We start from the raw sequence: 23,025 nt of genomic DNA on the forward strand, positions 1-23,025 counted from the left end.
CTGTCAACCATAATGCCCGGGCGCCTAGGAACGCCCGACGCAACTTACTGGCTCGTTTGGCTTTATACAAAACCCGATTCCCCAACACCCTCTTAGCCTGCGGGCTGCTCCCACGTACCCCGCGGGTTATAATGCAGCTCCCCGCCCCGGATGTGCAGGGGCGCGGCCACATTGTTATGATACAACTGCCCGGTGCCCAGCCCCTGCGGGAAACCGGGCAGGGCGTGGGAGCCCGCCAGCTGCCCGATGGCGTTCAGCCCCACGTTGGATTCCAGGGCCGAGGTCAGCCACCAGCCGATGCTTCTTTCCCTGGCCTTGGCGGCCCAGTCCAGGCTGGCTTGCAGCCCGCCCACCAGGGTAGGCTTCAGAATAAGGTAGGCGGGGCGGGTATGGTCCAGCAGGGCATCCTGCCGGGCAGCGTCTGTCAGGCCTATAAGCTCCTCGTCCAGCGCCACGGGCACCGGCGAGGAGCGGCATACCTCGGCCAGGGCCTCCCACTGCCCGGCCCGGATGGGCTGCTCGATGGAGTGCAGGCTGAACCGGGCCAGCTGCTCTAACTTGGGCAGGGCCTCCTGGGGGGTGAAGGCGCCGTTGGCATCTACGCGCAGGGTCAGGCGCTCGGGGCCGGCTACGGCCCGTATTTCGCGCAGCAACTCCAGTTCGGTGGCAAAATCCAGTCCGCCTATCTTCAGCTTCAAACAGGTGTAGCCTTCGGTCAGCTTTTTTTCAATCTGCTCCCGCATGAAGGCGGGGTCGCCCATCCAGATCAGGCCATTAATCGGAATACCGGCCTCGCCCCGGCTGAAGGCGTTCTGGTAAAGGCAATGGGTGGCGCCCTTCTGTAAATCAAGGGTAGCTGCTTCCAGGGCGAAGCGCAGGGCCGGCCACTCGGGGCTTACCAGTTCGGTAGCCTCCTGGGGCAGCAGTTCGCGCAGTTGGCGGCGGTTGAACTCCCGCACGAAGCCCTCCAGCGTGGCCTCGAAATCGGGGCGGTGGTCGGGGCTCAGGCCCGCCAGCGGTGCGGCTTCGCCTACTCCTTCGAGGTGGGGTTGCGCGGAATCGTGCAGGTGCAGGTAGTGGGCTACGTGCTCGGTAATGGCACCGCGCGAGGTGCGGGCCGGGAAGTTGAACTGCAGAACACGGCGGGAAAGACGAAGCTGAAGCATGGGCGCGAAAACGGGGTGGCAGGCCCCGGGCTGGTGGGGCACCAATATACGGGCGCGCCGCCGGTACGGTGTGCTGCCAACGGCAAGCGCCGCCTCCGCCCCGAAAATGGAGGCAGAAGCGGCGCTGTACTGGCAGCAGAGCTGCTGTTACCGGTCCTGTCGCTGCGGCTTAGCCGGTAGCTTACTTAGGCGGCAGTATCCTGATTGCTGCGGCCGCGGCTGGCCTGGCCGCCTTTCCGGCCGGCGGCCCGGGCTTCCTCAGAGGTAAAGCGGTGGCCCCGGCCACTCTGGTGCGAGGCGCGGCCTCCTTCGCTGGCAATGCGGCGCTGGGTAGCCGGGTCCATGGCGGCAAAGCCCCGGGGGCGTTTGGTTACGGGCGTTTCGGCGTTGGTACGGTTGGCGGATTTGGTGTTCATAGCTCGTAGGGTAAGAGGGTGATGAAGTGCAGATCGGTAGCTGGCTGCTAACGCGCTGAGTGTAACCGAAGATGCCTCGGAAACAGGCAAAAACCTACTCTCAATTGTAAAATACCGCTTTTTACTGAGGAGCTGCGCCCGTAGTAATACGCACGGGCTACGGTAAACACGTACCGACGAGCTTAATTGCCGCCCCGGCTAAACTACCCGCCCCGTTTGCCGTTACTTTACCTGGTATCCTCGCCTAATTTCTGCGCTATGAATTCTGATTCGGCCTCCCTACCACAAGTTGCTGCTGCGTTGCCGGCTTCGGCCCCCGCTCGCTTTCGGGCCGTGCGGCAGCAAACAGAAGCCCTGTGCCGCCCCCTGCTGCCCGAGGATACCGTGGTGCAGCCCGTTATTGATGTAAGCCCTCCCAAATGGCACCTGGCGCATACCACCTGGTTTTTCGAGACTTTTCTGCTGCGCGAGTACCTGCCGGGCTACGCGGTGTACCACCCCGACTATGCTTTTCTGTTTAACTCCTACTACAACTCCCTGGGCTCCCGGGTAAACCGCGCCGACCGTGGTACCCTCTCCCGGCCGCCGCTGGCCGATGTGTATGCCTACCGCGCCTTCGTGGATGCGCAGATGGAGCAGTTGCTGGCCCTGCAGGACACGCTGCCGGCAGCGTTTCAGGAGGTATTTGAGCTGGGCCTGCAGCACGAGCAGCAGCACCAGGAGCTTCTGGTCACCGACATCAAGTATATTCTAAGCACCAGTCCGCTGGCGCCGGCTTACCAACCGGCCCCACCTACGCCCCCCCCTTCGGCGGCCCCGGCCGCGCGCTGGCTGCCGGTGCCGGGCGGGGTGTACCGCATCGGGTTTCAGGAGGAGGGCTTCTGCTTTGATAATGAGCTAGAGGCCCACGATACCTACGTAGCCGACTTTGAGCTCCAGAACCGCCTGGTAACCAACGCCGAGTACCTGGAGTTTATGGAAGCCGGCGGCTACCGCGACTTCCGCTACTGGCTGGGTGAGGGCTGGGACCTGGTGCAGCAGCAGGGGTGGGAAGCGCCCCTGTACTGGGTACTGCACGAAGGCAGCTGGCACCGCTTCAGCCACCACGGCCTGGTTGCGGTAAACCTGGCCGCCCCGGTTACCCACATCAGCTTTTACGAAGCCGATGCTTATGCTCACTGGCGAGGCTGCCGCCTGCCTACGGAACAGGAGTGGGAAATTGCGGCGCGGCATTTCGGGGCCACGCCGGCGGCCGGCACCTTCCTCGAAAGCGGCCTGTACGACCCGCAGCCCCTCTCCCCTACCGCCCCCGCTAGCCAGTGTCACCAGCTCCTCGGCGACGCCTGGGAATGGACCTACTCGGCCTACCATCCCTACCCCGGCTACCAGCGCGCGGCCGGGGCTCTGGGCGAGTACAACGGCAAGTTTATGCTCAACCAGCTGGTGCTGCGCGGGGGCTCCTGCGCTACCCCCGCAAGTCACATTCGCCTTACGTACCGCAATTTCTTTCACGCCGATAAGCGCTGGCAGTACACCGGCATCCGCCTGGCCCGCTGAGCAGGCGTATCAGTACGCCACACCCGGCCCGCTCACCGCCTTTCCTTCCGCTGAAGCCCCCGCTGACTTTGCGCCGGGTAACTTCTTTTCCTCCTGCCTGTATGCCTGCTCACGCTGTTCCCGATTCTGTTTCTACCCTGCAGCCCCTGCCCGAGGAAAATTTCTCTCCCGCTGAGGCCAGTAGCCCATTGGGCCAACATGTGCGTGAGGGGCTGAGCCGGCCGTTCAAAACGCTGTCCTCCATGTATTTCTATGATGACGAGGGCAGCCGTTTGTTCCAGCAGATTATGGCCCTGCCGGAGTATTACCCTACCCGCACGGAGTTTGGGTTGCTCACGCGCCACCAGCAGGCCATCGGGCAGGCCTTGCGCCCCCACGACCCGGCCGAGCCGTTTTTTCTGTTGGAGCTGGGAGCCGGCGACGGGCTGAAAACCAAGATTCTGCTGCGGCACCTGCTGGCTGCTGGGGCCCGGTTTACCTACGTGCCCGTGGATATTTCCAGCGCCGCCCTCGAGGGCCTGGCAACCAGCCTGCGTGCCGAGCTGCCAACCCTGCGGGTGGAACCTGTGGTAGCCGATTACGCCGAGGCCCTGCGCCTGATGGCCAGCCGGCCGGGACGGAAAGCGGTGCTGTTTCTGGGTTCTAACATTGGCAATTTCCTGCCCGATGACCGGCACCGCTTCCTCCAGAATCTGGCCCAGCCCCTCACCCCCGACGACCGGCTGCTGATTGGGTTTGATTTGCAGAAAGACCCGCGCCTGATCCGGGCGGCCTATGATGACAGCCAGGGCGTAACGGCCCGCTTTAACCTGAACTTACTGCACCGCCTCAACCAGGAGCTGGGGGCCAACTTCGACCTGAACCAGTGGCAGCATTACACCGACTATGACCCGCTGAGCGGGGCTGTGCGCTCGTTTCTGGTGAGCCGGCGGGCTCAGGCCGTGCATTTTTCCGCCCTGAACTGGCAGGTTGACTTTGCCGCCTGGGAAATGATTCATACGGAAAACTCCTACAAGTTCAGCCGCCCCGGCATTGCGGCCCTGGCTTCGGCCGCCGGGCTGGCCGTGCAGGAGTTTTTTACCGATGAGCAGGACTATTTTGCGGACGTGATTCTGCGGCCCGCCCGCTAGGCCCCGGCTGCGGCCTGTTGGCTTCTGTTTCTCGCTTGGTTTGCTTCTGCCCGCACCCTATGTCTGCTCCTGCTTCCTCGCCTATTAGTCTGGCTTCCGGCTACGGCAATTTCCTACCCCCGGCGGCCGCGGTAGAGGCCGCAACCCGCGTACTGCTGGCCGGCCCGCTGCCGGTAACCGAAACCGCCGGCCTGCCGGAGTTGCGCGAGGCCGTCGCGGCGGCTCATCACTCGGCGGGGGGTAGCGGCCCTACCGCCGCCAACGTGGTGGTAACGCCCGGCACCAAAGTGGCGCTGTTTGCCCTGCTGCAAACCGTTTTGCGTCCCGGCGACGAGGTGCTCCTGCCTACCCCCAACTGGTTTGGCTTTCGGGAGCTGGTAGCCCGCGCTGGTGGCACGCTCCGTACGCTGCCGCTACGGCCGGAAAACAACTACGCACTGGCACCCACGCAACTCCGCGCGGCCCTCACGCCCCGCACCCGGGTAGTGCTTTTCTCTAACCCGAACAACCCTACAGGCCGCCTGTACTCGCGGGCCGAGGTTGCGGCCTGGCTAACCGTCACCCAGGAATTTCCGGACCTTTTTGTGCTCAGCGACGAAATCTATAATGGCATTTGCTTCGGCCCGGAGCCGCCCCCTACCCTGCTCAGCTTCCCCGACCCGGGCGGCCGCCACCTGGTGGTAAACGGGTTCAGCAAATCCCTGGCCCTAGTTGGGTGGGGTATTGGGTACCTGCTGGCTCCGGTGGCCGTAGCCCGGGCCTGCGCCGCCTGGCAGCACGCTACCGGCGGCGGCGTTCCGGCCCCGCAGCAGCACGCCGCCCTGCTGGCAACCCAAAGCGCGGGGGCCATTACCAGCGGCTTAATCGGCCAGCTGCACCCCACCCGCCGCGTACTGCTGGAGGCCCTGGCCGACCTGCCCCAGGTGCCGCCCGTGGCGCCCGCAGCCACCTACTACGCCTTCCCCGACCTGCGCGCCTACCTCCGGCCCGGGCCAGAGCCCGCCGCTGCGTCCGCCGAGCTGGTTGCCCGGCTCCAGACGGCCGGCGTAGCCGTAGTGGATGGCGCTACCTGCGATGCACCGGGCTTTGTGCGCCTTTCCTACGCCGTGCCGGAGCCGCTGCTGCGGGAGGCAATGGCCCGGCTACGCACCGCTCTGGAGCTGTCAGCCTGCTAGGGGCAGCGGGCAGTCCAGATTGTTGCTGTTGCACAGCCCGTCATGCCGGGCGCGGCCTAATGGAGCAAGGCCGAAACGGAATATCTGGCGCCCCAGCCCGGCAGGCTTTCGTCTAGCAGGTGCAGAAAGCTATGCACAGGAACGCGCCCGCAGCTGCCATAATAGGCGAATTCAGGTGGCCGGCCAGGCTTTTCACGGGGAGGAACTGTGCCCGTACCTGTTGCCCATAGCACGGTCCGGGGCCGGGCGTTGTACCTTTGCGGTTCTTTTGCTGCTGCCGTATGTCTCGTTCTGCTCTCCGCCCCCATTTGCGCCCCACCCTTGAGTTGGCCTATCCCGTTATGCTCAGCCAGTTGGGTCACGTGCTGGTCAACGTCTGCGACAGTATGATTGTGGGGCAAACCGGCAAGGTGCCCCTGGCGGCCGTCTCGCTGAGCGTGAGCGTGAATACGGTGGTTATGGTGCTGGGCATGGGCCTGACCATGGGCATCACCCCGCTGGTAGCCGCCGCTGATGGCCGCCGCGACGTGCCGGCCCTGGGCCGCCTGCTGGTTAACGGCGTGTGGCTAAGCGCTCTATCGGGGCTGGTGCTGGCCTTGTGCGGCCTGCTGGTGCCCGCTATTCTGCCCTACCTGCACCAGCCGGCGGAAGTAGTGGCGCTGGCTACGCCCTGGGTACGGGTAATGTTTCTGTCGTTGCTGCCCCTGATGCTGTTTCAGGGCTTCAAACAGTTTGCCGAAGGGCTGGGCCTTACCCGCCAGGCCATGTTGCTTTCCATTCAGGCCAACGTGCTGAACGCGGTGCTGTGCTACGGGCTGGTTTTCGGGAAGCTGGGTTTGCCGGAGTTGGGCATGATGGGAGCCGCCTGGGCCACGCTCATTGCCCGCGTGCTGATGGCCGTGCTCATGGCCGGCTACGTGCTGCGCGCCATGCGCCTGCAGCCCTACCGCGAAGCCGCCCGCGAAAACCTCCGCCCCGATGCCGTGGGCCTGCGCCGCCTGGTGGGGCTGGGCTCTCCTATTGGCGTGCAGATGATGTTTGAAATGGGCGCCTTCAGCTTCTCGGCCATCATGATTGGCTGGCTGGGCGCTACTGATCTGGCGGCCCATCAGATTGCCATCAATGTGGCTTCCGTCACGTACATGGCCGCCAGCGGCATTGCGGCAGCCGCTACCATCCGGGTGGGCAAGCACCTGGGCAGCCAGGATGCCCACGGCGCCCGCCAGGCCGGCCTGGCGGCCTACCTGCTCACCTTCCTGTTCATGAGTTTGATGGGGCTGCTGCTGGTGCTGGGGCGGCACACCATTCCGCTCTACTACAACCACGACCCGGCCGTGGTAGCCCAGGCGGCTTCTCTGCTGCTGATTGCGGCGGCCTTCCAGGTTTCCGATGGGTTGCAGGTGGTGGGATTGGGGGCGCTGCGGGGCCTGGAGGATGTGAAGGTGCCTTCTGTGGTGGCGCTGCTGGCGTATTGGGCCGCGGCTTTACCCCTAGGGTACGTGCTGGGCTTCCGCCTGGGCTGGGGTGCAACGGGCGTGTGGGTAGGGCTGCTTACGGGCCTGAGCCTGGTGGCGGGCGTGCTGCTGGTGCGCTTTCGGCGCCGGCCCATACTAACCCACATCCCCCTGAACGAAGCCGCCCTTACCGCGCGTTAAGCAGCGCAGCAGGTCCAGTGGCCACGAGGCGGAAGTTTGCACCCGCCTGGCCCGATTATGGCGTTTGTGCTGCTGCCGTTTCTGCGTTCTGTTTTTTCCGCTGCCTTTTCCTAGCTCTAGCGCTGCATGCTGTTTTCTTTTTCGCTACCCTTTTTCCTGAGTTTGTTTTCCGCGGCCCAGCAGGGCCCGGCCGCCGCGCCGGCCCGGGTTCAGCCGTCCGCCAAAATTGAGTGGCGCCCCGACCGCCCGCTTACCTGGGAGGACTTCCGTAGCCGCCCGGCTACGGATCAGCTGGCGGCTCTCACCTCGTCTAGCATCGACGCCAAGGTAGGCTGCGTTGACTACGTATTTTCGGCGCAGGTGCGGGCCGTGTTCGTGCCAACGGAGTCGTGGGTGCGGGACCCTAAGCGGGCTACCCCCCAGCTGCTCCGCCACGAGCAGGTCCACTTCGATCTGACGGAGGTGCACGCCCGCCTGCTGCGCCAGAAGCTCAGCCTCGTTAAGCTTGACTGTGAGAAGCTGCAGCCGGCCTTCAACAACATTACTAAAATGGCTTTTCTGACCTGGCAGCGCGAAGAAGCCCGCTACGATCAGGAAACCAACCACGGCCTGAACCTGCCCCGCCAGCAGGCCTGGGAGCAGCAGACGCAGCAGCGCCTCCAGCAGCTTGAGGCCTTCGCCCTGAAATGAGCTAGTGAACTGGTGAGATGGTGAAATAGTGAGTTGCCGTTCTGCCGGAGCGGACGACTGTTACGGGGTGCAGGCACGCTCGGGTGAACGGCGGCCCTACCCCCACTCCACAGCCAACGTCCCGGCGGGGCAGGCAGCGTACCCCCACGATGCCTGCCCCACCGGGAGCTTTTTACCAATTTGCGCTAGTGTGCTGCCTGCACGTTGCCTTCGGGGGGCTACCCTCCTTATCGGCGCCAGCAGAACGTCAACTTACCATTTCACTATCTCACTACTTCACCACCTATGCTAACCTGGGCCGAGTTTGAACGCGTGGACCTGCGGGTCGGGACGGTAGTAGAAGCGCGCGAGTTTGTGGGCGCGCGGCGGCCGGCCTACCAGCTGCTGATTGATCTGGGGCCGGAAATAGGCCTGAAAAAATCCAGCGCCCAGATTACCCATCATTACCGGCCCGAGGAGCTGCCGGGCCGCCAGGTGCTGTGCGTGGTTAACTTTCCGCCCAAGCAAATCGGCAAGTTTATGTCGGAAGTGCTGGTGACGGGCGCCCCTGATGCGGAGGGCCACATTGTGCTGGCCACGGTGGCCGCCGCGGTGCCCAATGGCAGCCGCCTGGTTTAGTTGCGGGGCGGCGGCGGAGTAGGCGCGGGAGTTCCCGCGCTGGCAGCGTTGGCGGCCTGCAGCTGCACTTCGCGCAGGGCCAGGCTGTCCACTACCTGGGCATAAATTTCGTCCAGGTCCTTGTCGTGCACGGCGTAGTAGCGGTAGCTCTGCCGAAACGAGGAGTCGTTGACTTCGTAGCGCCAATAGAGGTTTTTCTGCGCTTCATGAAACAAAGCCCGCGCCGAGTCGATGGGCAGGCCGGCGGCATCGGTCCGAGCCTCCAGCGTGTGCAGCTCCATGAGCAGGCTCACCATCTTGTCGCGGGGAATAAGCTGGCGGGGCGGCGCTATATCGTCGGCCTTCTGGCAGGCCGTTACCAGCAGGGCCAGCGCCCCTACCCACATCGTTACTCGAAACGAAAATTTTTTCACGGCGGCAAAGTTAGGAGGAACCCGTAGTTTAGTCGGAATGAAACCCGCCGATTCGCCTTTTCAGCACCTCGTCCGCAAACTTCGGCAGATGGAAATCCGCATTCTGAAAGCCGTGGATGCCCAGCTGCAGGGCGATTTTCATTCCGTCTTCAAAGGCACCGGCCTTGAGTTTGATGATGTACGGCTGTATCAGTACGGGGATGAGGTGCGGGCCATTGATTGGGCCGTATCCAGCAAGGGGCACGGTACCTTCGTGAAAACCTACAAGGAAGAACGCGAGCAGCAGGTGCTTTTATTGCTGGATGTGAGTGCCTCGCAACAGGTAGGGGCCGCTAGCCGCCGCAAAATTGACGTGGGCCGCGAAATCTGTGGGGTGCTGGCCCTGGCTGCGGCCCGCCAGGACGCCCAGCTGGGCATTCTGGCCTTTTCTGATCAGAAAGAGCTGTACCTGGCGCCCGGCAAGGGCATCCGCCACGCCTACACCCTTATCAAGCGCTTGTTCGAGCTGGAGCCGCGCAGCCGGCAAACGGCCGTGGCAGCCGGCATTAAGCAGGCGCTGGGGCAACTCAAGCGCCGTACTATTGTGCTGCTGATTTCCGACTTTATTGATGCCGAGTACGAGCGGGAGCTGACCATGCTGGCCCGCAAGCACGATCTGGTGGTGCTGCAGCTGCTGGACCAACGGGAGCGGGAGTTTCCGCCCCTGGGCATCATTCCCCTCCACGACCAGGAATCGGGGCGTACGGTGTGGGTGAATACCTCCTCGGCGGCGTTCCGGGCCCGCTACCGCGCCACCTACGAGCAAAACCGGGAACAAATCGGCCAGATCTGCCGCCGCCACCGCACCGAGTACCTCTCCATTGCCACCGATACTGATTTTGTGCCTCAGCTGGTCAATCTGTTTCGGCGGCGTAACCAGCGCGGCGGCCGTGGGTAGCCGGCTGACCCTGGCTGTGCTACGCGGCCATGCGTGGCTGCTGCCCCTGTTACTCCTGCTGCCGGCGCTGGGGGTAGCGCAGTCGGCACCCACGGGCCGGTTTCAGCGGCCCGCGGTGCGGGTCGGCGAAGTTCTGGCCTACGAGCTTACCTACACGCACGACCCCACGCTGGAAGTTATCTTCCCGGATTCGGCCGCCGACTTTGCCCCGTTTGAGTACGTGGGCCGGCGCTACTACCCCACCCGCACCCGCCAGGGCCGCAGCCTCGACCGGGCCGTGTATTACCTGCGCACCTTTGCCCTCGATTCGGTGCAGCGCCTGGTACTACCCGTTACCGTGCTCAGCGGCCGCGATACGCTGCTGCTGCCTACCACTCTGGCGGCAGTCCGGCTGCGGCGGACGGCCCCGCCGGCCCCGGGTGGCGCGGCGCCCCCGCTCCGCCAGAACCTGCGGCTGCTCCCCATTGAGCCCCAACTTAACTACCCCTACTGGCTGGCCGGGGCGGCCCTGTTGCTGGCAGTGGCAGGCAGCATCGTGCTGGGCTTCCGGCGGAGCCTGCGCCAGCGCTACCGCCGCTACCGGCTGCGCAAAAACCACGCGTACTTTCTGGCCCAGTATGCTCGCCACGTCGAGCGCTTCACCCTGTCCCGCTCGCCTACTAACATGGAGCGCGCCATCACGCTCTGGAAAAACTACCTCTCTACCCTCCAGGACAGCAACATCACCAGCCTGACCACCCGCGAGACTGTAGCGCACTACCAGAACGATGCTGATGTAAGCCTGGCGCTGCGCCTGGCCGACCGGGTGATTTACGGCAACCAGTTTTCCGAGGACGACACCGAAACCGACCTGGCCTTTGAGCTGCTGCGCCGCTTTGCCGAGCGCCAGTACACGCAGGTGCTCACGCGGCTGGGCGAGTCGGGCCCGGCCAACCCGGCCCGGCGCAGCCCTACCCCCGTGGCCTAGCCCAATGCACCCACTTTCCGGGCCAGCTACTGCCTACGGTGCCGGTGCTGCTCTAACCCTGTATTCACTACTTTTACCGCATGCCTCAGCTCTGGTCTGATGTACTGGCTCCTGTGCTGGATAGCGTGCGCTACGCTACCCTGGCCAGTTACACCTGGGAGCAGCCCCGCCTGCTGCTGCTGCTGCCGCTGGTGCCGCTACTGTTTGTGGTACGCTGGGCCCTGGCCCGCCGTCGTCGCTCCCGCCTGGGCGTGGCCTTCGTGGCCGGCCAGCTCCCCCGCGACTGGAGTACGGTGCTGCGTTTTCTGCCCGATGTGGTGCTGGCCCTAAGCCTGGGCTTTGGCATTCTGGCCCTGGCCCGGCCCCAGCGTACTGATGAGCGGGTGGTGCAGAGCGGCACCGGTATTGATATTCTGCTGGTGCTGGACGTGTCGGGCTCCATGGAGCTGCAGGACCTGCGCCCCAACCGCCTGGAGGCCGCCAAGCGGGTAGCCCGCGAGTTTATTGATGGCCGGCAGGGCGACCGGATCGGGCTGGTAGTATTTGCCGGCGATGCGTACTCGCTGGCTCCACTCACCACCGATTACGACCTGCTGCGCGACAATCTGCAGGGCCTGCGCCTGGGCATGATTGCCAATGATGGCACGGCCATTGGCACGGCGCTGGGCGTGGCCACCAACCGCCTCCGCGATTCCCGCTCCCGCACCAAGCTGTGCATCCTGATTTCGGATGGGGAAAATACGGCTGGCTCCCTTGATCCGCTCACGGCCGCCCAGCTGGCTCACGCTTACGGCCTCAAGCTCTATACCATCGGGCTGGGCCAGGATGGCATCGTGCCCTACGGCACCGACGACGCGGGCCGCCCCACCTACGTCAGCACCCGCCTCGACGAGACGACCATGCGCCAGATTGCCCAGGCCGGCGAAGGGCGCTTCTTCCGCGCCACCGACAACGCCGCCCTGCAACAGACCTTCGCCCAGATCAACCGCTACGAGAAGTCGGAAATCAAGCAAACCCGCTACCGCAACACCCGCGACTATTACCGCATTTACCTGTTTTGGTGCCTGGGCCTGTGGCTGCTGTGGCTAGGGCTGAAAAATACGTTTCTGACCAACGCTCTGGAAGACTAAATCACTGATTGACGCTGATTAGCCGTGATTTCGCTGACTTTTTTTTATGAATGAGGCTGGTTTGGCTGCAGACAATAAGGCGCTGGCCGGGTTTTACTTCCTGAGCGCCTAGCTTTGCTTTCCCGTATTCTCTCACCTGCTGATTTTGCCTGATCTATCCGCATCAGTGAAATCACGACTAATATGCGTCAATCAGTGATTTCTGATAATCTGCACCGCATTCAACAACGCCTGACCGGCACGGCCGCCCGACTGGTAGCTGTCACTAAAACTCATCCCGTGGAGCGCCTGCGCGAGGCTTACGAAGCCGGCGCCCGCATCTTCGGCGAGAACCGGGTGCAGGAAATGGCCGCCAAGCAGCCCGAGCTACCCACCGATGTAGAGTGGCACCTGATCGGGCACCTGCAAACCAACAAGGTAAAGTACATTGCCCCCTTCGTGCACACCATCCAGAGCATCGACAGCCTGAAGCTGCTGCTGGAAGTTGAGCGCCAGGCGGCCAAGCACAACCGCGTAATTAAGGGTCTGCTGCAGTTTCATATTGCCGACGAGGAAACCAAAACCGGCCTGACCCTGGCCGAGGCGGAAGAGATTCTGCAATCGGCCGAGTTCCGGTCCCTGCAGCACGTGCGCCTGGCCGGCGTGATGGGCATTGCCACCAACACCCCCAACGAGGATCAGCTGCGCCGCGAGTTCCGGCAGCTGCGCGGCTATTTCGACAAGCTGAAAGCGCTATACTTCGCCGAAGATGAGTCGTTCCGGGAAATTTCCATGGGCATGAGCTCCGACTACGAGCTGGCCCTGCGCGAAGGCAGCACCCTGATTCGCGTAGGCAGCGCTATTTTTGGCTCCCGATAATATGTCAGTTGCCAGTTGCCAGTGGTGAGTTGTCAGTATGTTCTTACAACCCTGACAACTCACCACTGGCAACTGGCAACTGGCAACTGAAAATGGGCAACTCACACCTGACAACTCAACTACATGACAGCTCGACTTATTATTCAGCTGGCCGCCTTACTGGGCGGTCTGGGCGTCGGAATCGGGGCCTTTGGGGCGCACGGCCTGCGCAAGATGCTGGAAGCCTCCGGCCGCTTCGAGACTTTTGAAACCGCCGTACGCTACCAGTTTTACCACGCGCTGGCCCTGCTGGCCGTGGGCATTTTGTGGCACGTAAAGCCGGAGCTGCAGAGCCTGGGCACCACGGCCTGGCTGTGGCTGGGCGGCGTGCTGGTGTTCAGCGGCTCGCTGTACGTGCTGTGCCTGACGGGTATTACCAAGCTGGGCGCCATTACGCCCATCGGCGGCGTGCTGCTCATTGCCGGCTGGATTGTGCTGCTGCTGGCCGCCCGGCAGGTGTAGCGTTTCCTACCCCTGCTACAAGCAAAAAGGCTTGCCAGATGGCAAGCCTTTTTGCTTTTCTATGGCAGCCCAGTGCTTAGGAAGCTTTCTTCTTGGCTTTGATCTTGCTGTCGCCCATCTTGGTTTTCTGCTTGGCGTCTTTGGTGTCGGCGGGGGCCGATACGTCGGTGGAAGCCGGGGCGGCCGTCATGGCAGCGTTAGCGTCTTTCACGTCGCCTACCAGGGCCACCATGGCGTTGCCACCGGCCGAGTTCGACTCAATGGTCAGCACTTTGTTCTGCATGCCCATTTTGCCGGCGCTGTTGAATTTGGCCGTTACGGTGCCGGTTTTGCCGGGCATCACGGGCTCTTTCGTCCAGTCGGGGGTAGTGCAGCCGCAGCTTACACCGATGTTCGAAATCACCAGGGGCTGAGTACCCACGTTCTTGAACTTGAACGTGTGCTCTACCACGTCGCCGGTGCGGATGGAACCGAAGTCGTACTTCATTTCCTCAAACTGGATTTGCGGACCGGCCACTTTGGCCTGGGCGTTGGCCGGCTTTACGGGCGCCGTTTGCGCCTGGGCCGCGAAACCCATCACGGACAGGGAAAGAGCCAGAAGAAGTGCTTTTTTCATGGGATGAACTGCTGAAAAGCGTTGGAAGTAGTCAAAAATACAAGTTTCGGGGGCTGCGCCAAGTTACGTGCCAGTTTTCGCCCCAGCACCCCGAAAGCCGACATACCCAACAACGCACGGCGGCCGTTGTTACGTTCTTTTCCGCCGTTTTTTTCGCGTTGCCTCCTCCCCCGGTCGGACGGGCTACGCCCGTCGGACCGGGGCGGTGCCTATTCCTGCGCTTCGTCGGCGAGAAGCTTCTTGTTGAAATTCAACAGAAACAGTTTTTCTGAGGAGCGCGTGACGGCGGTGTAGAGCCAGCGGGCAAACTCGCTGTTCACCATGTCTTCTTTCAGAAAGCCGTGGTCCACAAATACGGCCTGCCACTGCCCGCCCTGGGCTTTGTGGCAGGTGAGGGCGTAGGCAAACTTCACCTGCAGGGCGTTCAGGAAGGGGTCTTTGCGCATGGCGGCGGTGCGCTCCTTCTTGGTTTCGAGGTGGGCGTAATCGGCACTCACGGCGTCGTAGAGGGCTTTGTTCCGGTCGGCGGGCAGGGCCGGGCTTTCGGTGTGCAGGGTATCGAGCAGCAGCTTGATTTCCATGTCGGGCTCGTCGGGGTAGTCCACGAGGCGCACGCGGGCATCGGCGAAGCGGAAGCCAAACTCTTCGGTCAGGCGCACGATTTTTACTACCTGCACAAAGTCACCGTTGGCCAGGAAGCCGATTTCCGAATCCTTGGGCAGCCAGTAGTAATTGTTGCGCACCACCATCAGGTAGTCGCCCGATTCAATTTCATCCTCGGCCTCGAACAGAATGCGCCGGATGTACTGGTTGTACTGGTTGGCGTTCTTGTTGGAGCGGCAGATAATGGTGCTGTTCTCGTGCCCGAAGTTCTTGTAGGCCCAGCGCAGCCCGTCTTCCAGCTTGTCGCCGCCCATGGCAAAAATATCGGGGTAGCCTTTGGTGAAGAAGGTGATTTGCGGGTGCTCCTCGCGCAGCTCTTCGCGCAGCACGGTGGCGTTCATCAGAATGCCCGACTGCTCGGCCTGGCGCATTACCTGGCGCAGCTCCACCGAATCGACCTGGGCGCGGAAGCGGTGGCGCAGCAGCTCGGCATCGAGGGCCGGGCTGAGCAGCTGGCCCACGGGCGGCAGCTGGGCCGTGTCGCCGATGAGCAGCAGGCGGTTTGAGGGCTTCTCGAACACGTAGTTCATCAAATCGTCGAGCAGGCCGTTTTCGCCGAACGCCTTTTCGTCGGAAATCATCGAGGCCTCATCCACGATGAACAACGTATCCTGGGCGCGGTTGGGCTGGCGCTGGAAGGAAAGGCCCTGGGCGGGCGTGCCGCTGGTTTGGCGGTAAATCTTCTTGTGGATGGTGCTGGCTGCTACCCCGGAGTAGGTGCTCATTACCTTGGCGGCGCGGCCGGTGGGGGCCATCAGCACGTATTTGCGGCCCATGCGGTGGAGCCACTGCACCAGAGCACTCACGACGGTGGTTTTGCCCGTACCGGCGTAACCGCGCAGGATAAAGGCCTTGCGCCCCGGCAGCGCATCGCCCAGAAAGCCATCCATCTGCCGAAACAGCGTGGCCTGATCCTGGGTGGGTTCGTAGGGGAAATAGTCGCGGACGGAGGGAGTTCTGACGGTAAGCATAGCTGTGTAATCGAGAGAACAAAGCTACGCCGGTTTAAGCTCCCGGCGGAGGTAGGCGGTTTGCGGCGCCGGAATGCACGCTGTCTGGCGCCGATACCCGGTACGTATGCCGCTCCCACAGCCGAAAACCCTGTTGCAGAATACGCCGCAGTACCTTCCGCTCCTGCCGCCGCCAGATGGGCTCAGTAGTTATTTTCCAGAGCCCGCTCTGTGCGTACAATAAGTCAAACACCCGGTTTCGCACAGGCGCTTTTCGGTTTCCGGCAAACTCGTGCCCAACGCCCGAACTCAGATCGTCGAATGCATTCCAGGTGGTAAGGCATTCCCGGGGAGGCAGACGGTTGGAGTGCATCATCCAATGCGCTACAGCGTCAAAATCATGCATTCTAGGGGCTTCCCCTTCTACCGTAACACCTAACCTTTCGGCCAGTATCCTCACTTCACCAGGGGTAGCAAATAAAGGAACCTAACCCATTTCATCGGCCCATAACGCATCTTCGTAGGGCATAGTCAGCCATAGTGCATAGCTGTCCTGTGCTTGCCATCGGTACCAACTGACATAATATTTCGCGGCGGTGGTATCCATGGGTTAAGCTACTGGCAGCGTGATGACGAACTCCGTGCCCCGCCCTACCCCCGACTCCACCGTAATAGTGCCGCCGTGGCTTTTTATGATGTCGGAGCTGAGAGAAAGGCCCAGGCCGGTGCCCTCACCGGGAGGCTTGGTGGTGAAGAAAGCCTGAAAAACTCTGGCCTGCACCTCCGGCGTCATGCCGATGCCGTTGTCGCGCACCCGGAGTTCCACGGCACCCGGCCGAGCAGCGGTAGATACGTGCACGGTGGGGACGTAGGCGGCATCGGCGGTGTGCTGGCGTTGCACCACGGCGTACAGAGCATTGGTAAACAGGTTCAGCATCACCCGGCCTATATCCGGAGCAACCACCGACACAAGGGGTAGTACAGGGTCTAGATGAGTTTCTATAGCTACCGCCTGCGTTTTTTCGCGCAGCTCTGGAGCCTGGCGGGCCAAGTATAGATATTCCCGAATCAACTCGTTCAGGTCTGTTGGCTCCCGCTGCCCGGTACCAGCGCGGGAGTGTTCCAGCATGTCTTTGATGATGGCCGAGGCCCGGATACCGTGCTGGCTGATTTCCTGCAGGTTCTGACGCAGGCCTACCAAAATCTCCTGCTCCAGCCCATTTTTTTGCTCAGGGTTGTGCATGGTGTCCACCATGGTGGTGCTTACCTCCGCAAACCGCTTCATGAAGTTGAGCGGGTTCTGCAGCTCGTGGGCAATACCAGCCGACACTTCGCCCACAAACGCCCACTTCTCCGACTGCACCAACTGGTGCTGGGCGGTGCGCAGCTGGGCCAGCGTCTGCTTATTGACTTGCAGCTGCCGATACACGGCTACCCCCAGCCCCGATACCAGCAAAATGGCCGCGGCCGCTACCCCCAGCAGCTGGTTGCGCTGCCGCAGACGCATGGCCTGCATTACTTTTTCCTGGCGCAGCCGAACGATTTGTGCGTTTTGAGCCTGCTCGGTGCGTTCCGCCTCGTACAGCGCCACCAGGTTGCTGCCCTGGGCCTCGTTGAGGGTATCCAGCAGGTTGAAGTAGGCGCGGGCGTAAACGCGCGTGGCCTCGGCGGCTCCCCGGGCATCTTGAAAGCGAATAATCTGTTTCAGGTACTTGAGCCGGAGCATCTGAAAATTGGCGGCAGTAGCTTTCTGGTAAGCCAGGCCCCAATGTTTGTCGGCCTGGGCGTCGTTGTGGCGGGCCGTGTAGTAGTGGGCCCAGGTGGCATCCAGCGCAAACTCGCCGGGGCGGGCCGTCACGGGCATCCGCAGCGAATCGGCTAGGTGCTGAGCCCGCGTGAGCAGCGGTAGCGCCGCTTCGGACTGGTTGAGGGCCAGCAGCACCTGGCTTTTGAACACCAGGCCGTAGGCCCTGAACTGCGCTCCGTCCACGGAGTCGAGGCGGGCGGTTTCCAGCAGCAGGTTGGCGTAGCGCAGGGCCTCGGGGAGCTTGCCCTGCTGCAGACACAGCTTGCCCACCGCCTGCTGCCCAAAAAAGCGCTGCAGCCCATTGATGGCGTATTTCTGATTAAGCCCGGAGGCCTGCCTCAGGTAATGCAGGGCTTTCTGGGGGTTGCCCCACTCGGCGTAGGTAGTGCCGGCCACCATCAGCTCGTTGGCGTAGAGGCGGCGGTGGAACCCCTTGAACAGGTCGGCGGCGTGCAGGTAGTAGCTAATGGCCTGGTTGTAGTCGCCGCGGTGGCGGAAGGTGCCGCCCAGCACCAGGTAGCAGGCCGCCTGGTTTTCCAGGGCTCTCTCTACCCGATACTGCATCAGCTTTCGCTGAAAGTAGGCCTGGCGCGCGGCAGTTTCGTGCATGGCGTTGTAGAGCGGGGCCAGGTCGATGAGCAGATGCGGCACCGGGTGGCCGGCGGCATCAAACAGCTCGATGGCCTGATGCAGAGCACTCATCGCCAAGGGGTAACGGGTGGCGCTAACCCACAGCTGCACCCCGGCCTGTAGTTCCCGGTACGGCGCCTCATCCAGCTGCCGGGTGCGGGCATTCAGCTGAAACAGCGTATCCAGCAAGGGGAGTACTTGCGTGCGCCGGCGCGGCTCGGTTAGCTCCACTACGTCCAGCATGTGCCGGATGGTGCGCACGCGGGCCGTGTCGGTCGGCTGGTGGCGCAGCACAGCATTCAGCGAGTCATAATCGGCGGCCCAGTAGCGGTGCTGAGCCAGGATAGGCGTACCCAGCAGGGACAGCAGCACCGTAATAATCCACTTCATAACCAGATAGAGCACACCCGGTGAGAAACTTCCCGGACTGTTCCGCTAAGGTGAGAAGAAAACCTTAAACTCTACTGCTCAGCGGGCAGCGTTGCGGGGGGCTCCACCACGGCCATCGTAGCCGTAGCCTTGGCAATCAGCTGGTCGTCGCACCACACCTCCGATTCGCAGAAGTGCAGGCGGCGCCCGGCTTTCAGCACCCAGCCCACGGCCCGCAGCTTTTGCCCCACCCCAGGACGCAGGTAGGTGGTTTTCAGCTCCACGGTTACTACCCCCGTACCATCGGGAACCAGCGTTACGGCGGCGAAGCCGGCTGCCAGGTCGGCCATGGTGGCCACCAGCCCGCCGTGGGCAAAGCCGCTGTGCTGCTGGTGCTGCCGCTGCAGGGTCAGCTCGGCTTCCACCCTACCCTCTGCAATGCGGGTAAGGTCGGCCCCAATGTGGTGCATAAAGTGCTGGCGGGTAAGCTTGCGGCGGATGCGGGTTTCGAGCGATTCAGTTGTCATAGAGCCGCAAAGGTTGCGTATCTTTTGGAAGTTTGGCGGGAGGCCGCCGGCCACAGCGCTTTTCTTCTTCACTGATTGACCATGGAACATCTGGACTACCTCCTGAGTGGGGCCCTGGGCCTGGCGCTGGCGGCCTGCAGCGGCTTTCGGGTGTTTGTGCCGCTGCTGGCCGCTGCTCTGGCGTACCGAACGGGCTACCTGACCCCGGCCGCCGGCTTTGCCTGGCTGGGCAGCTGGCCCGCCGTGGCCGTGCTGGGCACGGCCACGGTAGCCGAGATTCTGGGCTACTACGTTCCCGTGGTTGATAACCTGCTGGACACCATCACGGGCCCGGCGGCGTTTATTGCCGGCACTATTCTCATGACTTCGGCCCTGCCCGACATGCCCCCGATGCTGCGCTGGGGCCTGGGGGTGCTGGCCGGAGGCGGGGCCGCTGGCATTATCCAAACGGGCACCTCGCTGCTGCGGGCCGGCTCTACGGTTACCACGGCCGGGCTGGGTAACCCGGTGTTGGCTACCCTGGAAAACCTGCTGGCCCTGGTGGGCACGGTACTGGGGCTGCTGCTGCCGCTGCTGACGGCGGGGCTGGCCCTGGCCGGCGTGGTGTGGGTACTGGTGCGGCTGCGGCACTGGCGGCAGCGCCGGGCAGCGCGCCGGGCCGGCCTCATGGCTCAGGCCGACGGCCGGTAGAAAAGCACTTTGGCCGCCGCAGGTCAGCCGCTCCACCGGCTTTCTTCGTAAGCTTGCGTTTTCGCGCCTTGCATGGCCGAACGCTGAGCTTCTTTATGACTGACTTTACTGCTGGTAATACTCCTGCCTCCCTGCTGGAGGCGTACGCCGGGGTGGCCCGAGTGCGGGTGTGCGGCCTGCTGGTCCGGAACGATACCCTGCTGCTGACGGCCCACCGCGGGCTGCTGCCCAACCAATTGCCCTTCTGGTCGCCGCCCGGCGGCGGGTGGCAGTTTGGCGAGACGCTGCGCCAGGGGCTGGAACGGGAATTTGCCGAGGAAACCGGCCTGGCGGTAAGCGTAGGACGTTTTCTGCACCTGCACGAGTTTCGGGGCCCCGGCCTGCAGGCCCTGGAGCTGTTCTTTGAGGTGCGCCCCCTCGACCCCAGTGCTACCCCCCGCCTCGGCCTCGACCCGGAGCACGCCCCCGATGCCCAGCTGCTCACGCAACTGGCCTTTATGACGCCGCGCCAGCTGGGCCTGCTGCTGCCCTCCCAGGTGCACCCGGTGCTGCGCGACATCATCAGCCCCGATGATGTTTTTATTCCGCAGGTGCGCTTTCAGTAAGGCCCGCGCCGGCTGGGCTGGTGAAGGGGATTTGGCGGCCATTTATCTGGCTGCTGCCGCGCCGCCGCGGCAGGGCTTTTGAGTCGGGCGGCGCCTGCGTACCTTTAGCGGGCTTTTGCTTCTGTTTCTCGTTTGTGTTTACTTTTTCCGCTACGCCTATGTCCGCTTCCGTCCTGACGCCTGCCCCGGCCGCCCTGCAGCGCCTGCACGACGAAACGCTGGACCTGGACAACCCTTCCGCCTACAACCTGTACCTGACGGCCGGGCCGGCTGGCTTGCGCATAGGCGTGGCCGATGTGCGCCGCAATAAGTTTGTGGCCCTGGAAGATTACGCGGCCCCCGATGCGGCTACCCCGCTGGCCGCGCAGCTGCAGGCCCTCGCCGCCGAACACGAGCTGCTGGGCCGCACCGGCTGGAACCGGGTGCGCCTGGCCGTTCAGAACCGCCACTTTACCTTGCTGCCCGCGTCCCTGTTTCGGGCCGGCGACGAGGCCACCTACCTGCGGCTGCATCACAACACGGATGCGCAGCGGGAGCAGGTACTGCACTACACCCACCCGGGCCTGGAAATCACCAACATCTTTGCCGCCGAGCGGACCCTGGCCGAGTGGTTTCAGGCTACTTACCCAGAGGGCCGGCTGCTGCACCACACCAGCGCCCTGCTGGAAGGCATTGCCCATCAGAACGAGCAGGGCAGTTCCCGCCGCATCTACCTGAGCATCAGTTACCAGGAAGTTACCCTGCTGGCCATGCGCGACAAGCAGCCGGAGTTCTGCAATGTGTTTCCGTTCAGCACCCCTGAGGACCTGATCTACTACACTATTCTGGTGATGCAGGAGCTGCAGCTCAACCCCGACCAGGACGTGGTAACCGTGTGGGGCGACCTGACCCACGACTCGGAGCTGTTTACCATTCTGCGCAAGTACATCCGCAACATCCGGTTCGGGAACCGCCCCTACGACCTGGGCTACAGCTACCGCCTCAACGACGTGTTCGAGTACCGCTACTTCGAGCTGTACGCCCTGCACTTGTGCTAAGCAGTGCGGATTGCGGCTGAGTTGGTTGTTCAGCCAGCGCCTCGGGCCACAATTACTTCAGTAGAACGTCAGACCTCCATCTTTGCCCCGCTCAATTTTCCCGCTGCGTTATGCGAATTGCTTTGTTTCCCGGCTCTTTTGATCCGTTTACCAATGGTCACCTGGATGTGGTGCGGCGCGGCGCGGCCCTGTTCGATGAGGTCATCATTGCCATCGGCAACAACAGCAGCAAGCAGCGCTACCTGCCGGTAGAGCAAATGACGGAGATGATTCAGGCTGTTTTTCACGACGAGCCGCGGGTATCCGTGCGGGCGTACAAGGGCCTGACGGCTGACTTTGCCCGGGAAGTAGGCGCGCGGTTTCTGCTGCGGGGCCTGCGCAACACCACCGACTTCGAGTACGAAAACACCATTGCCCAGGCCAACCGCCACGTAAACCCGGAGCTGGAAACCGTGTTTCTGATTACCTCGCCGGCGCTGGCTGCCATTAGCAGCACCATTATCCGCGAAATTCACCGTTTCGGGGGCAATGTGAACGATTTCGTGCCCTTCCGGCTGCCTGCTCCGGCCGTGTAAGCGGGTTGCAGGCTATAAGCCGTTACTTCCGGGCAAGTACGCGCATCCCAATGATTTCCCGGTTGTTGCTGGGGCTGATAACCGGCAGGACCATGTACTGCGTGGCCGTCAGGCTAAGATTGCCTTTCTGCAGAATCTCGTCCTCATCCGTGCCAACCAGCACCAGGTCGCGGACTTTGCGGGTGCGGGCGTTAAAGGTTGCTACCACGGTCACCCCGTTGTGCTCAAAGGTATTAATCCAGTCTTCGCCTTTGGTTGCCTTCATCTGCTCCGCCGTAGGCTCGGCTCCTACTTTTTGGTCGCGGGCCTCGCGTGGGGGGCCCAGCGCCCGGCGTACCTGGTCAATGTTGCGCCCTACCAGGGTCGGCACGTCGAGGGCAACGGCGGGGGCCGCCGCGTCCGTGGCTGGCGTCCGTGATTCCGACGCCGTTTGGGCACCCGTGCAGGCCCCAACTCCCAACAGCAACAGCAAGGGCAGAGAACGGAAAAATGACATATACACGAGCAGATTCAGTGATTTACTTAGCTGATTCCTGGTCAGCGGGGGTCTGGCCGGCGGTTTCACTCAGGTAATGCCGCACCACCAGGGCAATGCTGGCGTAAGACTCCTGGAGTACCCCCAGCGCCTCCTGGGGCGTCATCCAGCGCACTTCCTCAATGTACTCTTCGGCCTGGGGCTTCATAAGCGAGTCATCGAGGCAGCGCATAATGTACCAGTTCGTTTTTTTCAGAATTTTGTTGCCATTGTAGGCATAGGAGTGCCAGGTGCTGGGAAGTTTCTCTCCTATTTCCACTTTGATGTTGCACTCCTCTTCTACTTCCCGCAGAGCCCCCAGCATGGGGTCCTCTTCTTTTTTCAGCTTGCCTTTAGGCAAGTCCCACTTACCCAACCGGTAGATCATCAGAATCTTACCTTCCTGCACCACCAGCCCACCGGCGGCTTTCACAATCTTGAACTGGTCTTTCAGGTGCAGAATCAGGCGCTTCTTTTTGCGGGCCAGCAGCGTCAGGGAACTCAGCTTCTTGAGCTTTTTAACTTCCATCAGGCGCAGCAGCCGGTCCACGAACACGTCCGTCACGTCGCGCACCAGCACGTCGCCTACCAGATCTTTGGAGATGAACTCATCCTCCGGGTTCAGAATCAGGTCGTACTTGTGCTTGTATATCTTCTCGCTGTTCTTCTTGATAATCAGCGGAATATCGTTGATGAAAACGTTCATCGCGGGGTAATCTGGAGAGGGGCAGAAAGGGGACTCAGGCGGGGTGCTGCAAAACACAGCATATTTCCCCGGAAACGAAAGCCCCGGGGGTCGGGCAAGATACGGGATGTCTGCGGTTGTGTT

At 62.6% G+C, this 23,025-nt stretch carries 24 protein-coding genes; 15 read left to right on the top strand and 9 right to left on the bottom strand.

Features of this window, described 5'->3' with window-relative positions; genetic code table 11:
• Nucleotides 1–92: 92 nt before the first annotated feature.
• Nucleotides 93–1,166: an o-succinylbenzoate synthase gene (locus GGU46_RS17050; protein WP_183404775.1), complete on the bottom strand. Its 1,074-nt coding sequence runs from the start codon at nucleotides 1,164–1,166 to the stop codon at nucleotides 93–95.
• Between the two features lie 185 nt (nucleotides 1,167–1,351).
• Nucleotides 1,352–1,582 carry a KGG domain-containing protein gene (locus GGU46_RS17055; RefSeq protein ID WP_183404776.1) on the bottom strand — a complete coding sequence of 77 codons (231 nt, stop codon included), beginning with the start codon at nucleotides 1,580–1,582 and terminating at the stop codon, nucleotides 1,352–1,354.
• Between the two features lie 258 nt (nucleotides 1,583–1,840).
• On the opposite strand from GGU46_RS17055, the gene egtB reads away from it, so the two are divergent.
• From egtB to GGU46_RS17085, 6 genes are all read left to right on the top strand, one after another.
• The gene (egtB, locus tag GGU46_RS17060) at nucleotides 1,841–3,139 is read left to right on the top strand and encodes an ergothioneine biosynthesis protein EgtB (protein WP_183404777.1); all 1,299 of its coding nucleotides are present in this window, start codon (nucleotides 1,841–1,843) and stop codon (nucleotides 3,137–3,139) included.
• Nucleotides 3,140–3,240: 101 nt separating this feature from the next.
• Nucleotides 3,241–4,269: an L-histidine N(alpha)-methyltransferase gene (egtD, locus tag GGU46_RS17065; RefSeq protein ID WP_183404778.1), complete on the top strand. Its 1,029-nt coding sequence runs from the start codon at nucleotides 3,241–3,243 to the stop codon at nucleotides 4,267–4,269.
• A 59-nt stretch (nucleotides 4,270–4,328) separates the two neighbouring features.
• The gene (locus GGU46_RS17070) at nucleotides 4,329–5,444 is read left to right on the top strand and encodes a pyridoxal phosphate-dependent aminotransferase (protein ID WP_183404779.1); all 1,116 of its coding nucleotides are present in this window, start codon (nucleotides 4,329–4,331) and stop codon (nucleotides 5,442–5,444) included.
• Between the two features lie 281 nt (nucleotides 5,445–5,725).
• Nucleotides 5,726–7,099, top strand: coding sequence for an MATE family efflux transporter (locus GGU46_RS17075; RefSeq protein WP_183404780.1), 1,374 nt, complete (start codon nucleotides 5,726–5,728; stop codon nucleotides 7,097–7,099).
• Between the two features lie 126 nt (nucleotides 7,100–7,225).
• Nucleotides 7,226–7,789, top strand: coding sequence for a DUF922 domain-containing protein (locus GGU46_RS17080; protein WP_183404781.1), 564 nt, complete (start codon nucleotides 7,226–7,228; stop codon nucleotides 7,787–7,789).
• Nucleotides 7,790–8,074: 285 nt separating this feature from the next.
• Entirely contained in the window at nucleotides 8,075–8,407 is a 333-nt protein-coding gene (locus tag GGU46_RS17085) for a tRNA-binding protein (RefSeq protein WP_183404782.1), read from the top strand.
• Here GGU46_RS17085 and GGU46_RS17090 read toward each other — a convergent pair.
• On the bottom strand, nucleotides 8,404–8,820 hold the full coding sequence (locus GGU46_RS17090; protein WP_183404783.1) for a DUF4296 domain-containing protein: 417 nt from the start codon (nucleotides 8,818–8,820) through the stop codon (nucleotides 8,404–8,406). The two genes, GGU46_RS17085 and GGU46_RS17090, sit on opposite strands and share 4 nt — an antisense overlap.
• 37 nt (nucleotides 8,821–8,857) lie before the next feature.
• Here GGU46_RS17090 and GGU46_RS17095 point away from each other — a divergent pair, with 37 nt between their 5' ends.
• The 5 genes from GGU46_RS17095 to GGU46_RS17115 all read left to right on the top strand — a co-directional run bounded on the left by GGU46_RS17095 (nucleotide 8,858) and on the right by GGU46_RS17115 (nucleotide 13,213).
• On the top strand, nucleotides 8,858–9,757 hold the full coding sequence (locus tag GGU46_RS17095) for a DUF58 domain-containing protein (protein ID WP_183404784.1): 900 nt from the start codon (nucleotides 8,858–8,860) through the stop codon (nucleotides 9,755–9,757).
• A gap of 16 nt (nucleotides 9,758–9,773) precedes the next feature.
• Entirely contained in the window at nucleotides 9,774–10,724 is a 951-nt protein-coding gene (locus GGU46_RS17100; protein WP_215906379.1) for a hypothetical protein, read from the top strand.
• Between the two features lie 80 nt (nucleotides 10,725–10,804).
• Entirely contained in the window at nucleotides 10,805–11,854 is a 1,050-nt protein-coding gene (locus tag GGU46_RS17105) for a vWA domain-containing protein (protein WP_246399082.1), read from the top strand.
• A gap of 183 nt (nucleotides 11,855–12,037) precedes the next feature.
• The gene (locus GGU46_RS17110; protein WP_183404786.1) at nucleotides 12,038–12,712 is read left to right on the top strand and encodes a YggS family pyridoxal phosphate-dependent enzyme; all 675 of its coding nucleotides are present in this window, start codon (nucleotides 12,038–12,040) and stop codon (nucleotides 12,710–12,712) included.
• Between the two features lie 123 nt (nucleotides 12,713–12,835).
• Nucleotides 12,836–13,213: a DUF423 domain-containing protein gene (locus tag GGU46_RS17115; protein WP_183404787.1), complete on the top strand. Its 378-nt coding sequence runs from the start codon at nucleotides 12,836–12,838 to the stop codon at nucleotides 13,211–13,213.
• A 76-nt stretch (nucleotides 13,214–13,289) separates the two neighbouring features.
• Here the strand turns inward: GGU46_RS17115 and GGU46_RS17120 are convergent, their stop codons facing one another.
• The 4 genes from GGU46_RS17120 to GGU46_RS17135 all read right to left on the bottom strand — a co-directional run bounded on the left by GGU46_RS17120 (nucleotide 13,290) and on the right by GGU46_RS17135 (nucleotide 18,775).
• The gene (locus GGU46_RS17120) at nucleotides 13,290–13,829 is read right to left on the bottom strand and encodes a DUF1573 domain-containing protein (RefSeq protein ID WP_183404788.1); all 540 of its coding nucleotides are present in this window, start codon (nucleotides 13,827–13,829) and stop codon (nucleotides 13,290–13,292) included.
• Nucleotides 13,830–14,038: 209 nt separating this feature from the next.
• Nucleotides 14,039–15,463 carry an ATP-dependent DNA helicase gene (locus tag GGU46_RS17125; RefSeq protein WP_183404789.1) on the bottom strand — a complete coding sequence of 475 codons (1,425 nt, stop codon included), beginning with the start codon at nucleotides 15,461–15,463 and terminating at the stop codon, nucleotides 14,039–14,041.
• Nucleotides 15,464–16,052: 589 nt separating this feature from the next.
• Nucleotides 16,053–18,269, bottom strand: a complete 2,217-nt coding sequence (locus tag GGU46_RS17130) for a tetratricopeptide repeat-containing sensor histidine kinase (protein ID WP_184094093.1) — start codon at nucleotides 18,267–18,269, stop codon at nucleotides 16,053–16,055.
• A 71-nt stretch (nucleotides 18,270–18,340) separates the two neighbouring features.
• Nucleotides 18,341–18,775 carry a PaaI family thioesterase gene (locus tag GGU46_RS17135; RefSeq protein ID WP_183404791.1) on the bottom strand — a complete coding sequence of 145 codons (435 nt, stop codon included), beginning with the start codon at nucleotides 18,773–18,775 and terminating at the stop codon, nucleotides 18,341–18,343.
• A gap of 81 nt (nucleotides 18,776–18,856) precedes the next feature.
• On the opposite strand from GGU46_RS17135, the gene GGU46_RS17140 reads away from it, so the two are divergent.
• The 4 genes from GGU46_RS17140 (at nucleotide 18,857) to coaD (ending at nucleotide 21,682) form a co-directional block, all read left to right on the top strand.
• Nucleotides 18,857–19,465, top strand: a complete 609-nt coding sequence (locus GGU46_RS17140) for a DUF4126 domain-containing protein (protein WP_183404792.1) — start codon at nucleotides 18,857–18,859, stop codon at nucleotides 19,463–19,465.
• Between the two features lie 95 nt (nucleotides 19,466–19,560).
• Entirely contained in the window at nucleotides 19,561–20,070 is a 510-nt protein-coding gene (locus tag GGU46_RS17145; RefSeq protein WP_183404793.1) for an NUDIX domain-containing protein, read from the top strand.
• Nucleotides 20,071–20,228: 158 nt separating this feature from the next.
• The gene (locus tag GGU46_RS17150) at nucleotides 20,229–21,107 is read left to right on the top strand and encodes a DUF3822 family protein (RefSeq protein ID WP_183404794.1); all 879 of its coding nucleotides are present in this window, start codon (nucleotides 20,229–20,231) and stop codon (nucleotides 21,105–21,107) included.
• A 110-nt stretch (nucleotides 21,108–21,217) separates the two neighbouring features.
• Entirely contained in the window at nucleotides 21,218–21,682 is a 465-nt protein-coding gene (gene coaD, locus GGU46_RS17155) for a pantetheine-phosphate adenylyltransferase (protein ID WP_183404795.1), read from the top strand.
• Between the two features lie 22 nt (nucleotides 21,683–21,704).
• Here the strand turns inward: coaD and GGU46_RS17160 are convergent, their stop codons facing one another.
• Nucleotides 21,705–22,178, bottom strand: coding sequence for a hypothetical protein (locus tag GGU46_RS17160; RefSeq protein ID WP_183404796.1), 474 nt, complete (start codon nucleotides 22,176–22,178; stop codon nucleotides 21,705–21,707).
• A gap of 22 nt (nucleotides 22,179–22,200) precedes the next feature.
• A complete protein-coding gene (locus GGU46_RS17165; protein ID WP_183404797.1) occupies nucleotides 22,201–22,902 on the bottom strand; it encodes an NUDIX hydrolase in 702 nt (233 codons plus the stop codon).
• Nucleotides 22,903–23,025: the final 123 nt, after the last annotated feature.

It is taken from the genome of Hymenobacter latericoloratus (assembly GCF_014199535.1).
In the GTDB taxonomy this organism is placed as follows: Bacteria; Bacteroidota; Bacteroidia; order Cytophagales; family Hymenobacteraceae; genus Hymenobacter; species Hymenobacter latericoloratus.

What these genes read in the sequence shown, in the direction of transcription:
- GGU46_RS17050 (WP_183404775.1), bottom strand. Translation starts at nt 1,166, where the DNA reads ATGCTTCAGCTTCGTCTTTCCCGCCGTGTTCTGCAGTTCAACTTCCCG.
- GGU46_RS17055 (WP_183404776.1), bottom strand. Translation starts at nt 1,582, where the DNA reads ATGAACACCAAATCCGCCAACCGTACCAACGCCGAAACGCCCGTAACC.
- egtB (WP_183404777.1), top strand. Translation starts at nt 1,841, where the DNA reads ATGAATTCTGATTCGGCCTCCCTACCACAAGTTGCTGCTGCGTTGCCG.
- egtD (WP_183404778.1), top strand. Translation starts at nt 3,241, where the DNA reads ATGCCTGCTCACGCTGTTCCCGATTCTGTTTCTACCCTGCAGCCCCTG.
- GGU46_RS17070 (WP_183404779.1), top strand. Translation starts at nt 4,329, where the DNA reads ATGTCTGCTCCTGCTTCCTCGCCTATTAGTCTGGCTTCCGGCTACGGC.
- GGU46_RS17075 (WP_183404780.1), top strand. Translation starts at nt 5,726, where the DNA reads ATGTCTCGTTCTGCTCTCCGCCCCCATTTGCGCCCCACCCTTGAGTTG.
- GGU46_RS17080 (WP_183404781.1), top strand. Translation starts at nt 7,226, where the DNA reads ATGCTGTTTTCTTTTTCGCTACCCTTTTTCCTGAGTTTGTTTTCCGCG.
- GGU46_RS17085 (WP_183404782.1), top strand. Translation starts at nt 8,075, where the DNA reads ATGCTAACCTGGGCCGAGTTTGAACGCGTGGACCTGCGGGTCGGGACG.
- GGU46_RS17095 (WP_183404784.1), top strand. Translation starts at nt 8,858, where the DNA reads ATGAAACCCGCCGATTCGCCTTTTCAGCACCTCGTCCGCAAACTTCGG.
- GGU46_RS17105 (WP_246399082.1), top strand. Translation starts at nt 10,805, where the DNA reads ATGCCTCAGCTCTGGTCTGATGTACTGGCTCCTGTGCTGGATAGCGTG.
- GGU46_RS17110 (WP_183404786.1), top strand. Translation starts at nt 12,038, where the DNA reads ATGCGTCAATCAGTGATTTCTGATAATCTGCACCGCATTCAACAACGC.
- GGU46_RS17115 (WP_183404787.1), top strand. Translation starts at nt 12,836, where the DNA reads ATGACAGCTCGACTTATTATTCAGCTGGCCGCCTTACTGGGCGGTCTG.
- GGU46_RS17120 (WP_183404788.1), bottom strand. Translation starts at nt 13,829, where the DNA reads ATGAAAAAAGCACTTCTTCTGGCTCTTTCCCTGTCCGTGATGGGTTTC.
- GGU46_RS17125 (WP_183404789.1), bottom strand. Translation starts at nt 15,463, where the DNA reads ATGCTTACCGTCAGAACTCCCTCCGTCCGCGACTATTTCCCCTACGAA.
- GGU46_RS17130 (WP_184094093.1), bottom strand. Translation starts at nt 18,269, where the DNA reads ATGAAGTGGATTATTACGGTGCTGCTGTCCCTGCTGGGTACGCCTATC.
- GGU46_RS17135 (WP_183404791.1), bottom strand. Translation starts at nt 18,775, where the DNA reads ATGACAACTGAATCGCTCGAAACCCGCATCCGCCGCAAGCTTACCCGC.
- GGU46_RS17140 (WP_183404792.1), top strand. Translation starts at nt 18,857, where the DNA reads ATGGAACATCTGGACTACCTCCTGAGTGGGGCCCTGGGCCTGGCGCTG.
- GGU46_RS17145 (WP_183404793.1), top strand. Translation starts at nt 19,561, where the DNA reads ATGACTGACTTTACTGCTGGTAATACTCCTGCCTCCCTGCTGGAGGCG.
- GGU46_RS17150 (WP_183404794.1), top strand. Translation starts at nt 20,229, where the DNA reads ATGTCCGCTTCCGTCCTGACGCCTGCCCCGGCCGCCCTGCAGCGCCTG.
- coaD (WP_183404795.1), top strand. Translation starts at nt 21,218, where the DNA reads ATGCGAATTGCTTTGTTTCCCGGCTCTTTTGATCCGTTTACCAATGGT.
- GGU46_RS17160 (WP_183404796.1), bottom strand. Translation starts at nt 22,178, where the DNA reads ATGTCATTTTTCCGTTCTCTGCCCTTGCTGTTGCTGTTGGGAGTTGGG.
- GGU46_RS17165 (WP_183404797.1), bottom strand. Translation starts at nt 22,902, where the DNA reads ATGAACGTTTTCATCAACGATATTCCGCTGATTATCAAGAAGAACAGC.